14 protein-coding genes are annotated in these 14,949 nt (G+C 55.4%); 1 reads left to right on the forward strand and 13 read right to left on the reverse strand.

The annotated features are described in order from the left end of the window. Nucleotides 1-9: 9 nt before the first annotated feature. The 12 genes from HGBM_RS13690 to pruA form a co-directional block, all read right to left on the reverse strand. On the reverse strand, nucleotides 10-627 hold the full coding sequence (locus HGBM_RS13690) for a succinate dehydrogenase cytochrome b558 subunit (protein ID WP_019121677.1): 618 nt from the start codon (nucleotides 625-627) through the stop codon (nucleotides 10-12). Then, nucleotides 624-1,976, reverse strand: coding sequence for an MmgE/PrpD family protein (locus HGBM_RS13695; RefSeq protein WP_019121678.1), 1,353 nt, complete (start codon nucleotides 1,974-1,976; stop codon nucleotides 624-626). Before HGBM_RS13695 ends, HGBM_RS13690 begins: the two co-directional genes overlap by 4 nt. 1 nt (nucleotide 1,977) lies before the next feature. Continuing rightward, on the reverse strand, nucleotides 1,978-2,889 hold the full coding sequence (locus HGBM_RS13700; protein WP_019121679.1) for a succinate--CoA ligase subunit alpha: 912 nt from the start codon (nucleotides 2,887-2,889) through the stop codon (nucleotides 1,978-1,980). Nucleotides 2,890-2,914: 25 nt separating this feature from the next. Beyond that, nucleotides 2,915-4,132, reverse strand: a complete 1,218-nt coding sequence (locus HGBM_RS13705) for an ATP-grasp domain-containing protein (RefSeq protein WP_019121680.1) — start codon at nucleotides 4,130-4,132, stop codon at nucleotides 2,915-2,917. Nucleotides 4,133-4,209: 77 nt separating this feature from the next. Continuing rightward, on the reverse strand, nucleotides 4,210-4,902 hold the full coding sequence (locus tag HGBM_RS13710) for a GntR family transcriptional regulator (protein ID WP_019121681.1): 693 nt from the start codon (nucleotides 4,900-4,902) through the stop codon (nucleotides 4,210-4,212). Between the two features lie 94 nt (nucleotides 4,903-4,996). Further along, nucleotides 4,997-6,271 carry a TRAP transporter large permease gene (locus HGBM_RS13715; protein WP_019121682.1) on the reverse strand — a complete coding sequence of 425 codons (1,275 nt, stop codon included), beginning with the start codon at nucleotides 6,269-6,271 and terminating at the stop codon, nucleotides 4,997-4,999. Next, nucleotides 6,259-6,750: a TRAP transporter small permease gene (locus tag HGBM_RS13720; protein WP_019121683.1), complete on the reverse strand. Its 492-nt coding sequence runs from the start codon at nucleotides 6,748-6,750 to the stop codon at nucleotides 6,259-6,261. The genes HGBM_RS13715 and HGBM_RS13720 overlap by 13 nt, the downstream gene beginning before the upstream one ends. Nucleotides 6,751-6,840: 90 nt before the next feature. Next, complete coding sequence (locus HGBM_RS13725; RefSeq protein WP_019121684.1) at nucleotides 6,841-7,872, reverse strand: DctP family TRAP transporter solute-binding subunit; 1,032 nt, start codon at nucleotides 7,870-7,872, stop codon at nucleotides 6,841-6,843. A 112-nt stretch (nucleotides 7,873-7,984) separates the two neighbouring features. Beyond that, on the reverse strand, nucleotides 7,985-8,500 hold the full coding sequence (locus tag HGBM_RS13730) for a MaoC family dehydratase (protein ID WP_019121685.1): 516 nt from the start codon (nucleotides 8,498-8,500) through the stop codon (nucleotides 7,985-7,987). 128 nt (nucleotides 8,501-8,628) lie between these two features. Further along, nucleotides 8,629-10,101: an SLC13 family permease gene (locus HGBM_RS13735; protein ID WP_019121686.1), complete on the reverse strand. Its 1,473-nt coding sequence runs from the start codon at nucleotides 10,099-10,101 to the stop codon at nucleotides 8,629-8,631. A gap of 188 nt (nucleotides 10,102-10,289) precedes the next feature. Next, nucleotides 10,290-11,138 (reverse strand): archaetidylserine decarboxylase, encoded by an 849-nt coding sequence (gene asd / locus HGBM_RS13740; protein ID WP_019121687.1) that lies wholly within the window; start codon nucleotides 11,136-11,138, stop codon nucleotides 10,290-10,292. Between the two features lie 146 nt (nucleotides 11,139-11,284). Then, nucleotides 11,285-12,832 carry an L-glutamate gamma-semialdehyde dehydrogenase gene (gene pruA, locus HGBM_RS13745; RefSeq protein WP_019121688.1) on the reverse strand — a complete coding sequence of 516 codons (1,548 nt, stop codon included), beginning with the start codon at nucleotides 12,830-12,832 and terminating at the stop codon, nucleotides 11,285-11,287. Nucleotides 12,833-13,204: 372 nt separating this feature from the next. Here pruA and HGBM_RS13750 point away from each other — a divergent pair, with 372 nt between their 5' ends. After that, the gene (locus HGBM_RS13750; RefSeq protein WP_019121689.1) at nucleotides 13,205-13,633 is read left to right on the forward strand and encodes a hypothetical protein; all 429 of its coding nucleotides are present in this window, start codon (nucleotides 13,205-13,207) and stop codon (nucleotides 13,631-13,633) included. A 213-nt stretch (nucleotides 13,634-13,846) separates the two neighbouring features. On the opposite strand, the gene HGBM_RS13755 is transcribed toward HGBM_RS13750, so the two are convergent. Next, nucleotides 13,847-14,917 (reverse strand): CamS family sex pheromone protein, encoded by a 1,071-nt coding sequence (locus tag HGBM_RS13755; RefSeq protein ID WP_019121690.1) that lies wholly within the window; start codon nucleotides 14,915-14,917, stop codon nucleotides 13,847-13,849. Nucleotides 14,918-14,949 lie beyond the last annotated feature (32 nt).

The raw sequence follows: 14,949 nt of genomic DNA on the forward strand, positions 1-14,949 counted from the left end.
GATCCCCCTCTACCAAAATGAAATCAGCGTGCCCAGACCGACTCCCGCCAGCACGAGGAACAGCGCGGCGCGTACGGCGGAAGAGATCCGCTGCATACGCGGTCCGGTGGTGATCCCCCAGGTAATCAGACCCGTCCACAACCCATTGGAAAAGTGGAAGGTCGTAGAGATCACGCCCAGCACGTAAAAGCCGAAGACCACCGGCTGCTGCAGATGAGCCTGCACCGCCTCGTAATTGACCGGCGTTCCCAGAAACAAGCTGGACAGGCGGAAGGCCCAGAGGTGGTACAGGACAAATACCAGCGTGACCAGCCCGCTCACCCGCTGCGCGTAAAACAGCCAGTTTTGCCGATAGGAGTAGCGGTACGGGTTGTTCTTCGCCATCGTTCCGATGTAAATCCCGTAGCCGGCGTGGTACAACAGCGGCAGGGCAATCAACAGGATCTCGATCACCGGCAAAAAGGGAATGCCCAAGAGCGCCTCCACCTGCCGGTCGTACGCCTCTTTTCCCAACATGGCGACGGCATTGGAGTACAGGTGCTCCAGCAAAAACAGGCCAAGCGGCACCAGGCCGGCCAGGGAATGGAGCCTCCCCAGCAAAAATCGTCGGCTGGACAATTCGCTCACGACACCCGACTCCCTTCATTCCAGAACTGGGTCAAGTCAGATACTTCCTCCAGCCCCAGGACAAGGTCGACGTAACGCTGCCTCGCTTCCTTTGGCAGATGGGCAGACAGGAGGTGAAACTTTTCCGTCAACTCGGCTGCTGTCACGGCGTTTTCGGGATCGCCCTTCGGGTAGTCGGCGACAAGCTGCAGCGTCTCGCCCTGCACCGTCTCCACTTCCATCGAGGAGCCCCAGCGGTCGGGATACGCCGCGTCGACAGCGGGATCGAGCGCAAGCTCCACCCGCTCCATCAGCGAGCGAACGGCCGGATCGTGCAGCATCTCCTCGGAAAAGTCGGCCAATCCGGCCCTGCCTTTGACCAGGGCGAGCGCGACGCAGAACTGCAGGCTGAACTTCGCCGCATAGACCGTCTGCGGGTCGGGATTGTCGGTGATCGCCAGGACGGATTGGTAGCCCCCGACACGTATCCGCCGCACCTCCTGCGGCCCAATTCCGCGCTCGCGGCGCAGCTTCAGGGCGAGGTCGACCGCCGGATGGGTGTGGCGGCACGAAGCGTGAATTTTAAAAGAATTTTCCGTAATTTTAAAAGAACTGCCAAGCCCGTCAACGATCCGCGTCTCGTCGCAGGACTCCGTCATCGCCCGGAAAAAGCCCCGCTCCCCTTCGAGGATCCTGGACGGTCCGGTAAAACCCTTCTTCGCCAAGAGGGCGGCCAAGAGTCCGTTCATCGCCGCCTTGCCGGTGTGCAGCTGCTTGGACATCGCGCCGTCGACGATGAACTCCCACAAGCCTGCCGCCTGTGTACCCGCGTTGCCAAGGGCGTGGACGATTTGCTGTTCATCCAGCTCCAGCAGCTTGGCTGCAGCCGCGGCCGCGCCAAACGTACCGCAGGTGGCGGTGTTGTGCCAGTAGCGGTAATGGGACGGGCTGACCGCTTCGCCGATGCGAAAACAGACATCGTAGCCGATCGCAACCGCGGTGATCAGGTCTTTTCCGCTTTTCCGCTTCCATTCGGCAACAGCCAGCGCCGCCGGAATGACCACGGTAGCAGCGTGGATGATTGACGCTTTGTGGATGTCGTCCAGCTCTACGACGTGGGAGGCCGCTCCATTGACGAGGGCGGCGTGCGTGACCGAGGAGACGCCGCCGGTGACCAGTGTCGCCTGGCTGCTGCCGCCCAGTTCTTTTGCCAGCTCATCGATCATCCGCACCGGCAGTGCGGCCGTGCCGGCCAGCGCTGAACCGAGCCAATCCAGAATACACAGCTTGGTGAACGCCGCCACTTCGTCCGGAAGGTCCGCGTAGCGGGTCCTGACGATAAAATCAGCCAATTGTCTGCTGTGGGACATGTTACTTCGCCTCCTTTGCGGCGAGCACATGCTGCAGCACTTCTATCAGCTCATCGTAGCGGTCGACCACATGGGCGCCCGCTTCGCGCAGCCTGGCCGCTTTGCCCGAGGGCCGCCCGACCGAGCCTGAGATGAGCGCTCCGGCGTGGCCGAAGATGGTTCCCTCCGGCATCTGCTCCGTAAACCGCCCGGCGATGTACGAGATCAGCGGCTTGGTGAAACCGCCGTTTTTGACAAAGTCGGCTGCCTGCTCCTCGAACATCGTACCCGGCTCGGAAAAAGTGACGACCGCATGCGTATCGGGATCGAGTTCAAACAATTCCAGCAAATCGCGAATCGTCGTGCCGATCAAGGCGTCGCCGCCAATCCCTACGCTGGTGCTGACGCCAAATCCGGCCCGTTTGACCATCCACGATGTCTCCGCGGTCATCCCTCCGCTGCGGGAGATGACGCCGACATGTCCCGGGACAAAACAGCGCTCCGGATTGTCGCCGCCGATCGAGCCCAACTTCACCCGGTCGTTCGGGTTGATTAACCCTACCGTATTGGGACCGATGATTCGAACGTCGTGCAGCTTGGCCAGGTGCAGCATCTTGACCGTATCAAGCTGGGGGATGTTTTCCGTCGTCACCACGATCACCTTGATGCCGTTGTCGATCGCTTCCCGCACGGCATCCAGCGCAAAGGCCGGCGGAACGACGATCAGACTGGTGTTGACCTGATGTGCTTCCACAGCTTCCCGCACGGTGTTGTAGACGGGTACGCCATGCACGTCCTGCCCTTTTTTTCCGGGTGTCACCCCTGCCAATACCTTGGTGCCGTACTGAAGCGTATGCTGCGTCACCATCGACGCTTCCCTTCCCGTTATCCCCTGGATGACGATGCGGGAGTCCTGCCCAATCAAGATAGCCATGCTTTTTCCTCCTCTCTTGTCTCCGTCAGTACAAATCCGGATAAGCGGAGCGCATCCGCTGAAGCATCGTTGCCGCCGCCTCGCAGATCGTCACGTCCTCTCCGTAGTACTCCACGCCCGCTTCTGTGAAGATCTGTTTGCCCAATGTGTCATTGACTCCCGCCTCGCGGACGACCACCGGAAAAGTCTTGGGATCGACGCCCATCTCGGCGAGCGCCCGGACGATCCCCTTGGCCATCACATCGATCTGCGTGTTGTTGGTGATGTTGTGGGCGACAAACAGCCCTTTGACCCCGGGCTTGGAGAGAATTCCTCTGGTCAAGCCGTACACTTTTTCCTCGGATGGATTGCCGCCCGTTTCCGTGTAGTTGGCCGGACGTCCGCCCAGATCGACCAGCGCGTCAAAGCTGAGCAGGCTGCCCCCGCCGCCGCCGCACATAAAGCCGATCTCTCCGCCGTCCATCTCTGTGTAGCGGGCAGTTCCGCGGTAGTCGGCGTCGTTGACGGCGATTATCTGCCGCTCCAGCTCCGTCAGCGGACGCCACGCCCGCTCGCTGCCTACCTCCACCTTCCCTTCCAGCTCCTTCTGGCGGAACATCGCCGAGTCGTCGACCGCCATCACCGTGGCCGCCGCCATCAGCTCTCCCGCTTTGGTGATGACCAGCGGATTGACTTCCAGCAGGTAGCAGTCGTAGCGCAAAAACGCTTCGTACAGCTTGCCTGTGACCTCGCCCGCCCGCAGCAGCAGCCTGTCATCCAGGCCGAGACGGCTCCAGATTTCTTTCGTTTTGTATCCGGCCAATCCGTACAGCGGGTCGACGTGCTCGATGACCACCTTGTCCGGGTGCTCTGCGGCAAGCGTTTCGATCTCCACACCGCCCTCGGTTGAAGCGATGATGACGGGCATTTGCCTGTTTTTGTCGATCGTGATGGAAATGTACAGTTCCTTGGCAATCTCCAATTTTTCTTCGACCAGGATCTGCTCGACAGGAAAGTGGCTGACCGTCATATTGAGCAGTATTTGCGCCTGCTCCCTGGCTTCCTCAGCCGTGTCGGCAAATTTGACCGCCCCCGCCTTGCCCCTTTTTCCGACCGGTACCAGCGCCTTCAGCACAACCGGTTTGCCAAGCTGTTCACAGAGCTTGGCTGCCTGCTCAGACGTCCCGGCCACCCCGTTTTTCGGCACGGGCACGCCCGCCTGCCCGATCAACTGCTTGCTGTGATGCTCCAAAATTTTTCCCACTTGGGCCCCTCCTCTTCTCTCTGTCGATACGGATACAGGATATTGGATCCAATTATGTGCAGCAAAGGACTGATTACTCAATCCCTACGCTTTTTTTCACTGCTTAATTCCTGATGAATCAAATGTTCTTTAAACGCCTCACCTGTTCGCATGATGTGTTTGCGGATGACCTCAGACAGACGCCCCGCGTCACCTGCTTCGATCAACTGGAGCATTTCCCTGTGTTCGTTCAAGGAGCGCTCCATCTGACCGGGCAGCATGCCGGGCGTATGCGGCGGAAAGCCGTGCCACAGCATCTCCAAAATCATATTTGCCCGCCGCCAGTGACAGCCTTTTCGCAGCAGGCGGTGAAACTCCGCATTTTTGGCGATGAACTGCTCCGCGTTCCCATTCCCTGCGGCCGTTTCCATCTCTTTGTTCAACTGATGCAGCATTTGCTTGTCTTCGCTGCTCAGATTAGCCAGAAAACGCTCGGCTACGGCTGCTTCCAGGACAGATCGCAAATAGTAAATCTCTTCAATGTCGTCGGCGGTTACCTGCGTCACAATCGCCCCTTTATGCGGTTCCAGCGTGACCAGACCTTCTTTTTCCAACTGGCGCAGCGCCTCCCGAATCGGCATTCGACTGACACCCATGGCCTCTGCCAGCTCTTCCTGAACGAGCCGTTCTCCCGGCTGAAACTCCCGCTGCAAGATCGCCTCCCGCAGACGGGACACTACGCGCTCAAGCAGGGTGGAACGGTCATCTAATCGCAAGCGGCTTCGATTCATGGGTGCATCATCTCCTGAACATCGGGTTCTCAACTTCTTGTGGTTTCATCTCCCACCATTGTTGCAGAATCGGCTGCCGCAAGTCAATTGCCACTTACCTTGACATTTGCACCGGCAGCCAGAGCGACAATTCCGGCCAGACGACGATGATCACCAGCACGACGATCATCAGGCCGATAAACGGCATGACGCCCTTGACCACCTCTTCCAGCTTTGCCCGCGAGATGCCGCTGACCACAAACAGGTTCAATCCGACAGGCGGCGTAATCATCCCCAATTCCATGTTTACCGTCATGATGATCGCAAAGTGGATGACGTCAATGCCCAGCAGTTTCAGGATCGGCAGGAAGATCGGCAGGGTGATCAGGATAATCGACGTGGGCTCCAGGAACATGCCCATGATGAAGAACAGGATGTTGGACGCGATCAAAAACGTCCATTTATTTATATCGCCTTCCATAATCCAACTGGCGATATTCTGCGGCACCTGTTGATTTGTCAGATACAGACCGAACACGGTAGCGCCGGCGATGATAAAGAAGATCATCGAACTGGTGTTGACCGTCTCCCGCAAAATGGTACGGGTGTCCTTCCACGTAATCTGGCGGTAGACGAACACGGCGACCAACAGCGAGTAGACACAAGCTACGACAGAGGCCTCCGTCGGCGTCACCACCCCGAGGTAGATCGAGCCCAGGATCAAAAACGGCAGGAAGGCGGCCGGCAGCGCCTTTACACTAAGCTTGATCCGCTCGTTCCAGTCTGTCTTGGGCAGACGTCCGAAATTTTTCACTTTGGCATAGATGATCGCGACGACGACCAGTACAGCGGTCAAGAACAGCCCGGGTAAAAAGCCCGCCATAAACAGTTTGCCGATCGACTCCTCCGCGACTGTTCCGTACACGATGAGCGGGATCGACGGCGGGATGAGAATCCCCAGCGTACCGGAGGCGGCCACCAGCCCCATCGCGTAGCGCTTGCTGTACCCGGCCTCCACCATTCCCGGGATCATGATCGCCCCTACAGCCGCAGCGGTAGCCGGACTTGATCCGGAGATCGCCGCAAACACCGCACAGGCGAGAATCGTGACCACTGACAATCCGCCGGCATAATGGCCCACCCAGGCCCGCAGCGCTTCGATCAGCGCCTTGGAGATTCCGCCGCGGGCCATCAATACGCCGGCGAGGATAAATCCGGGAATCGCCATCAGCGTGGCGACGTTCAGGGAGGAGAAGATTTTTTGCGGCAGTACATCCAGGTTGAACCCGCTGTCAAGGAGCGCCAGCGAAGCCGATACCACCAGCGAGATGGCCACGGGAACGCGAAGCAGGAGCAGCACGAAGAAGACGAGAAAGACTATCCATTCCACTCGGCCTTCACCTCTTTTTTCAAACTGGACAGCAGGTTGTCAATGAAGCGGAATCCCAACATCAGTCCGCTGAGCGGGATGACGAGATAGACGATCCAGAGGTAGATCCCCACATCCGTCGACTTTTGCTGTGTCACCCAGTAAAGCGACAGCAGCTTGCCGCCGAAAAAGATAAAGAAAATACAGAACAAGACGCCCAGTGCGTTGGAAAACACGTTAAACACCTTTTGGAAAAAGGGGGGAACACGGTCGAACAAGATGTCTACCTGAATGTGATGCCCTTCCCGCAGCGCTACCCCAAGGCCTGTCAGCGTTCCCCAAACGATGCAGTAGGTAGAGATCTCATCCACCCATGCTTTCGGGTTGTTGAATACGTAGCGGCAGACCACTCCGTAAAAGATCAGGAACACGCCGACAGCGATTAGCGTCCCAGCGAAGTAATCCTCAAATGCGGCATATCTTTCCCGCCATTTTTCCATCGATCCACTCTCCTTGTTTAGATGATTGCAGGAGAGGCACCATCCCCAAGGAAGGTGCCTCTAACGTTCCAGCGGAGCAGTCGTCGTCCTTTACAGTTGTCTGGCGCCGTCAATGATCTCCTTGCCGACCGATTCAGCAAAATCGCTGTATACCGCTTCCATCACGTTGACGAATTTTTCCCGGTCCGCGTCGCTAAGATCGATGATCTTCATCTTTCCGGAGCCCCTCAGCTTGTCTTCTGAATCCTTGTCCAATTGAACCGCCAATTCGCGTTCGTATTTGGTCGCTTCCGCCATCGACTCGTCGAACGCCTTGCGGATATCCTCAGGAAGCTCGCTGTACCACTTTTTGTTGGTCAAGACGATGTAGTCGATCCGGCCGTGGTTGGAGACAAGCAGGTTCTTCTGCACTTCCTCGTACTTTTGCGTATCGATGTTGTTCCAGGTATTCTCCTGTCCGTCGACCGTCCCTTGCTGCAGGGCGGTGTAGGTTTCCCCGAACGGTATGGTGGCAGCTCCCGCTCCCAGCGCCTTAAACTGGGCCTCCAGCACCTTGCCGGCCTGTGTCCGGAACTTTTGCCCCTTGAATTCGTCCGGGCTTCCGATCGGCTTGCTCGAGGTAAATACCTTAAAGCCGTTTTCCCACATGGCGAGACCTTGCAGGTTTTTGTCCTCGAGGGAACTCATCAGCTTTTTGCCAAGTTCGCCATCCCAGAATTTGATGACGGAATCGTGATTTTTAAACAGGAACGGCATGTCGACGATCTGAAAAGCCGGATTAAACCCGACCAGCTTTGTCGCAGAAGGCGCGATGACTTGGACGTTGCCCGCCTGCAGCGCTTCCAGCTCGTCCTTGTCGCCGTACAGCTGCGAAGACGGATACACCTCTACCTTCACCTTGCCGCCCGTCTTTTCCGCCATCAGCTCGGCAAATTTATCCGCTGCCTTGCCTTTGGGGCTGTCTGCCGTAGTCACGTGAGAAAACTTGATCGTCAGCGGGTTCTCTTTCGTATACGCCGAGGCGTCCTGGGTTTTGGCACCGCCACCGCCGCCGCATCCCGCTGCCGCAAGCAGCAGGGCTGACAGTCCTCCCGCCATCAACATTTTCCAACCTTTTTTCATGAAAAGCCCCCCTTGTCCGCAATAAAATTCTTGCGTGATGAGATAACGACTTTGCAAATGAATCCGAATCTTCAGTTAATCACAGCAGCACTCCCCCTTTCAGCTCATACGCTTACTGCTCCCCAAGCAGCTGCCGGACGCGGCTGGAAAGCGGCTCCGGACCATGCCCCCGCTTGTACACCATGAAAGTACGGTGAAACTCGATCACCACTTTGTTGTCCTGGTTGTACCCGACTGTCTTTACCCGGACGATTCCGACGTGGGGACGTGACTTGGATTCCCGCTTCTCCAGTATTTCGCTGTACGAGTAAATCGTATCTCCTTCGAACACCGGGTTGGGCAGCCTGACTTCATCCCAGCCGAGATTGGCCATCACGTTTTGCGAGACGTCAGCGACCGATTGGCCTGTCACCAGCGCCAGCGTAAATGTGGAGTCCACCAGCGGGCGCCCGAAGTCCGTCTTGGCAGCGTACTGGGCGTCAAAGTGTATCGGATTGGTGTTTTGCGTAAGCAGGGTGAACCAGATGTTGTCAGTCTGTGTCACGGTCCTGCCGAGCGGATGGGGATAAATGTCACCCACTTCAAAATCCTCGTAAAAACGACCTGTCCATCCTTCCTTGATCCCCATGTCTCCTCCTTTTTCGACTCGACTTGCCAAAGTGCGAGAATGGATATTGGATCCATTTTTGAATTATCATATTATTCCTTACAGTCACTTGTCAATTATTTTTTAAGCGCTTTCATTCACGAAAAAGCTTACAAGTAACCCAACCAAGACCACCAGGTTACAGCCATCAAATACGTGACAGCGGTCGTTGCCAGCGTCAGCCAAAAGCCCGGTTTAAAGTAGTCCTGCTGCGTCACCCAGCCGGTGCCGTGCACCATGACACCCGGAATCGTCTCCACCACCAGAATAAACCCGAACAGACAGGTTAATCCGGCCACAAAGGAAAGCAGGAGCGCCGGAGCGTTCGGCGAGTGGGCGGAGAGCGCCACGACGACCGGAACAGTGGCGATTACAGCCGTTGACACGTTGGACGTCACTTTGTGGATCAACTGGGTGAGAACCGCTACGGTCAAGACCGCCAGGGCAGGATTGGAAAAGAGGTATAATGTCAGATCGTTTTCCATCCACCTGGAAAGATAGTCGGTCACCCCTGTCTCGTACAGCGCCCGTCCCAATGACAAGGTGACGCCGAGCATGATCAGAGGCGCAAATTTAACGTCGAGGATCTTGTCCCAGTCTGCGATCTTGATCCCCGGCCAGGCCATCAGTACGGCACCGATCAGCGCGGGAATCACCGGCGGCCATCCGTGGATTCCTTCGAGTGCCCACATGATGCAGACGGCAACCAGAATGGCAAGCAGCCGCTTCTCCTCCCGGGTAATGGGCCCAAGCTCGCCGATCATCGCCTTCATTTTGACTTTCAATCCGCCGGGAATTTCGTCCTTTACGGGAAAACAGCGGTGCAGCACCCACCAGGAGACGGGAATCAGGATCAGCCACATCGGAAAGGCAAGGATCAGCCAATCTACGTACGTCACGTGCTGGTGCAGGTATGTGTTGATCAAGTCAACCGTGATAACGTTGCCAATCGCCGCCGGCAATATGGCAACACCGCTTATGCCGCAGCTCACAACCACGCCCATCATCAGTTTTTTGCCCATCACATCGCCTGATTTGATCCCCAGGATGGAGGCGATGGAAAAGACGATCGGCAGAAGCATGGCGGTCCTGACGGCAGCCGCCGGGATGAAGAAGGCCATGACCTGCGGAATCAGGATAATGCCGGCCAGCACGCCTCCCTTTTTATCCCCCAGCCAATAGAGCAGTTGATACGCCAACCGCTTGCCGAGCGATGTCTGCTCTACAGCGCTGGCGATCATCATGCCTGCCACGATCAGAAAAATGGCCGGCGAAGCAAAACCGGACAGGATCAGATCGGTTGAAACGGCTCCCGATATCGGGAGCAAAAACAAAACCAGCACGGCGGTCATGGAGAAAGGAATCGGCTCCAGCACCCAAAGTACGATGACGGCCAGCGTGATCGCCAAAGTCACTCTCGGCGCATACTCCATGTAATCCTGCAGGCCAAAATAGATCAGAACAAAGGCAAGTGCTGACAGTGCAAACCAGAGCGGTTTTTTAAGCGTAAGCCACAGCCCTTTGTGATGCGGCTTCGGCGAGACGCCCTCCCTCTCGGTCTGCGGATTGCTAAGCGTCGACATAGACGTTCCCCCAATATCTGTTCTATTTTTAGGATATTGTATCCAATTGTATTTGTCCATCTATTTCGACTATTTTACCAAAAAAAGGCCGGCGCCGGTCGCATGCCGGCAGCACAAATCGCATCGATATCCCGGTAGATCGTTCTACGCTCCAACTTCATCACAATCACCCAATCGTCGTTTCACAATTACAAACCGGCCCGTTTCGTCGCCAATCGCTGCCCCATGAACAGCGAGCGACCTTCTTTGATCCCCTCTGTCCACTCGATCCGCCCCGGCTCGAACAGCAGAATCACCGTCGAACCGAATTCAAACCACCCCAGCTCCCGGCCTTTCTCGTACTGGGGCTTGCCGGCGATGGCATCGCTGATCTGCCGCCCGTTGCGGACATTTGTCGTCGCTGTTCCATAGGCTACCTTGACGCTCCCGACAAACAGCGCCCCTACTTTGACCAAGGCAACATGCCCAAACTGCTGGGAATCGATGTAGGTGATCAAGCGTTCATTGCGGGCAAACAGTTTTTCAACGTGTTCCACACCAAGCTGATTGACAGGGTAGAGCCGTCCCGGGAGGTATGTGTAACGCTCCAGCCTGCCGTCTACCGGCATATGAATGCGGTGATAGTCGCGCGGACTGAGATAAATGGTGATAAACTGGCCGCCGCAAAAACGGGCTGCCATCTCGTTGTCATCGCCCAGAAGCTCCGCGACGCTGTATACTTTCCCCTTCGCCTGGAATAGCGTTCCCTGCGCAATTTTGCCCATCTGGGAAACGGTGCCGTCGACGGGACTTACGACCACGTCTGCGCCCTGTGCGATCGGGCGGGCTTCCGGCTTCAACCGGCGGGTAAAGAAGTCTTTTAAAGAGCGGTACTCCTTCAGCGGCTTCTCCACTGCCGAAAGGTCAATCCGATAGTGTTTGACGTATCTGTGAATAGCCAGCCGGCTTAGGCGGGAAGCGGTAATCTTTCCCATCGTCCGCGACATTGTATTTTGCGGCAGGCGATGGATCAAACCGCGAATGAACCGTTTATTCATAAGTTCCCCTCATTACTTCCGACAAAGTTTCCGTTCAAACTGACGCTGATTGCTTTAGATTATCACAAGTGCACGTCAAAAAGCAAAAGCTGCCCGCTCATGAGAGAAGGCAGCTTTTGCTCATTTTTTTAGCTTCGCCAAGCCGTTTACAATACCTCGGAAACCAGTTTTGCCTGCGTAAACAACAACAGATAGTCAGGACCGCCTGCTTTGGAATCCGTTCCCGACATGTTGAATCCGCCAAACGGATGCACTCCCACCAAAGCCCCGGTGCACTTGCGGTTGAAGTAGAGATTGCCGACGTGGAATTCGGTCCGGGCTTTTTCCAAATGCGCCCGATTGCGGCTGATCACAGAGCCTGTCAGGCCGTATTCCGTGTTATTGGCAATTTCCAGCGCATGGTCAAAGTCCTTCGCCTCGCAGAAGGCAACGACCGGACCAAAGATCTCTTCCTGCATGATCCGGGCATCAGGAGCGACGTCTGCAAACACGGTCGGCATGATGTAATAGCCGTTGTCCGGACCCTTTTCGCCGCCCGCCATCAGCTTGCCCTCTGTCTTCCCGATCTCGATGTACTCGAGAATCTTGTTGTAGGCTTTCTCGTCGATGACCGGGCCCGTGTAAAAATCGTTGCGGACGACATCGCCTACAGTTAAGGCTTTGGTCAGTTCTACGACGCGGGACAGCACTTGATCGTACACATCTTGATGGACGATAGCCCGCGAGCAAGCCGAACACTTCTGTCCGGAGAAGCCAAACGCCGAAGTGACGATCGTCTGCGCTGCCAATTCCAGGTCTGCGTCGCTGTCTACGATGATCGAGTCCTTGCCGCCCATCTCTGCGATCAACCGCTTCATCCACTTCTGGCCCGGACGGTGTTTTGCCGCCAGCTCGTTAATGCGCAGCCCGACATCGCGGGAGCCCGTAAAGCTGATAAACCGGGTTAGCGGGTGCTCGACGAGAAAATCTCCCACTTCGCCGCCGCTGCCCGGCAGGAAGTTGACTACGCCCTTCGGTACGCCGGCGTCTTCCAGGATTTCCATGAACTTGGCCGCGATGACCGGAGTGGTGGAAGCCGGCTTCAAGACCACTGTATTGCCGGATACAAGCGCGGCTGTCGTCATGCCGACCATGATCGCCAGCGGGAAGTTCCAGGGCGGGATCACGACTCCGACGCCCAGCGGAATGTAGTACAGCTCATTGTCCTCGCCCGGAATCCGGGGAAGCGGCTGACGCTGGGACAGCTTATCCATTTGCCGGCCGTAGTACTCCATAAAATCGATTGCCTCGGCAGTATCGGCGTCTGCTTCCGCCCAGCTCTTGCCGGCTTCTTTCACCAGCCAGGCCGAGAACTCATGTTTTCTCCGGCGAAGGATCGCAGCCGCTTTGTACAGATAGCGGGCACGGGCATCTCCCGGTACAGCTTTCCAGGATTCAAATGTTTGAGCCGCAGTCTGAATCGCCCTCTCTGCCAGCGCCTGGTCAGCCTGCGACACGATACCGACGACCTGCTGTTTGTTGGAAGGGTTGATCGAGCGAATCTTCTTCTCGGTTTTGATGCGTTCTCCGCCGATGATCAGATCGTACTCGCGACCCAGTTCACTCTCTACTTTTGCCAACGCTTCTTCAAACGCTTGTTTGTTCTCGGGCAGACGGAAATTGGTAAACGGTTCATTTTTAAATTCGATTAGCATGCAGCTCACCCTCCTGCTTGATATTTCAAAAAAATAAATAATGCAAGTAGCATACCAACTCACCTAAAGCTTATTCCAGCAGTAGTGTTTGCATTCCAGCGTCAATCAAACCGTTTTGTAATATGAACATATTTGTTCGGTTTGTGTTTAATTGAACACAAGTGTCAAAGACACCAAGCGAATCTATATGGGTTACCTGCGTTCGATTCAGCGGATCATCGTTAGGCCAATGGGTAGACCATGACGCCGGCTTTTGGACCAAGTATCCACATCGCGGCAAACTACCGTTCAAGTCGGGGATGCGGTCCAGGCCGGCGATAATTTTGTGATATAATGGATATTTAGCTAGAGATGGAGGGTGAATCACAGATCATGAAAAACCCTTGGAAAATTGCTTTTTTTAGCTTATCCGGCGTTTTTGTTCTCAGTGTAGCAGCAGTCGTGCTCTTTGTGAATCATGTCGGATTTGATCATCTAAAGCTGTTGCTCACATTGAATCAAACAGATAGTGACTACCTCATGCCGATGTACATACTGAAAAAAACAGATCAAAAAATCGTTCCGTTGGAAGTCACCCCGGAAGGTCACGGCATATACCTGACCGATGTACGACGCAGTTCTGATGTTCAAGAACTTCTGGAGGAGCGAATGAAAAAGGAAGGCTGGACCTATGACATACAAATCGGCAGCGGTTATATATTCAAAAAGGATAATGAAGAAGCAGTAGTGGAGACAAGAATATGGAACAGCAATTACGTAAGAATAACCGTTCCTAACAATGTCGTAAACATTGCGGGTTAATGAAAAAAGAATCCAAATTGGTGGACAATGACCCTGACAGGCACCTATTTGTAATTCTTTGGAGGGCGGACAGGAGAAGTGCGTACACAGATCCAGCAGCTGCAAGCCCAAGTAAAGCGTCTGGAAGAGGAACGAAAAAACAAAAGCGGATAACCGATGCAAAAAACCAGGCACAGCGCTTTTACAGCGCCGTGCCCGTCTCTGTTCCAACTGTTATCTTCTGTAGATGTGCATGAACGGTTCGCCATCTGCAGGGCGTACGTATACCGCCAGCGGCTGGTTGGTCGTTCGCACGTAGAGGTTGACGTGGACATTCTTGTCGAAGAGCTGATCGATCAGCGCCGCAGCGTACTGCGTAAACTGCAGCACCTCCGTACGGGAATCGTATTCGGCTGTCGCCGTAATCGTCAATTCGATCAATTGACCGCTCATGAACCGCCCCAAGCCGGTAACCCCGATGTACTCGCCAAAGAAGGATTGGAGCTGCTTCATCAGCTTGTCGTACTGCAGGGATATCTGCGAATAGTCGTTTTCAAGCTGTGCGCTGGGGAAAAGGTAGTACGCCTCATCAATCGGCTGCCACTTGGAGACGGAGCTCTCTTCGGCGTTTACCGTTCCCGAGAGGATAAATCGGCCCGGCACGAGGGTCGAATTGCGGTCAGCCACTTGATACAAGACAATGACCATCGGGATTTGCGGGTTATCCGCTCTCACCTTTTGAACAATGCGGCTGGCCATTTGCTCTCCTTTGGCCCGAAGCTGATCTATTGTATACTGCTGCTCCTTGTCCGACGCATCCTTGTACACGGGCGAGAGGGCTAGTCCCAGGACAATCCCGGCCAACTGCTTCTGCTGCATGTCCAGGTAATCGTGTTCCAGGACGTGAACAAGCAGATTCGGCCCTTTGTCGGGATTGAGCCCCTCCGGATTCTCACTGGTGGAAGAAAGCCATTTTTTCACCTGATCCCGCGAGATTCTTTGGCCTTCCTGGAAGAAGTACTGACTTGGCGAAAATGTTTGTTGGGCAATTTCCATCAAGCCCATTTCCTGATGGCCAAAGTCTGCTCTGCTGCTGGACAGGCGGGAAAACATTCCGCGGGTTTGATTTTGTTGGTATGGGACGATACCTGTGTAGTAGTTTTCGCTTACCTTGACATCTGCCGAGACAGAAGGAGTCGCCGGCGCCTCTTCCTTTTGCCCCGGAAGCAGCGAGCAAGCCGACGCGGTTAGTGCCAAAGAAATCGCCGCACCAATCAAGAAAATTTTACTCCCTAATCGTTTCATCTCAAATACTCCTTTATACTTCGAAAAAAACA

It is taken from the genome of Brevibacillus massiliensis (genome assembly GCF_000311785.1).
Classification (GTDB): Bacteria; Bacillota; Bacilli; order Brevibacillales; family Brevibacillaceae; genus Brevibacillus_C; species Brevibacillus_C massiliensis.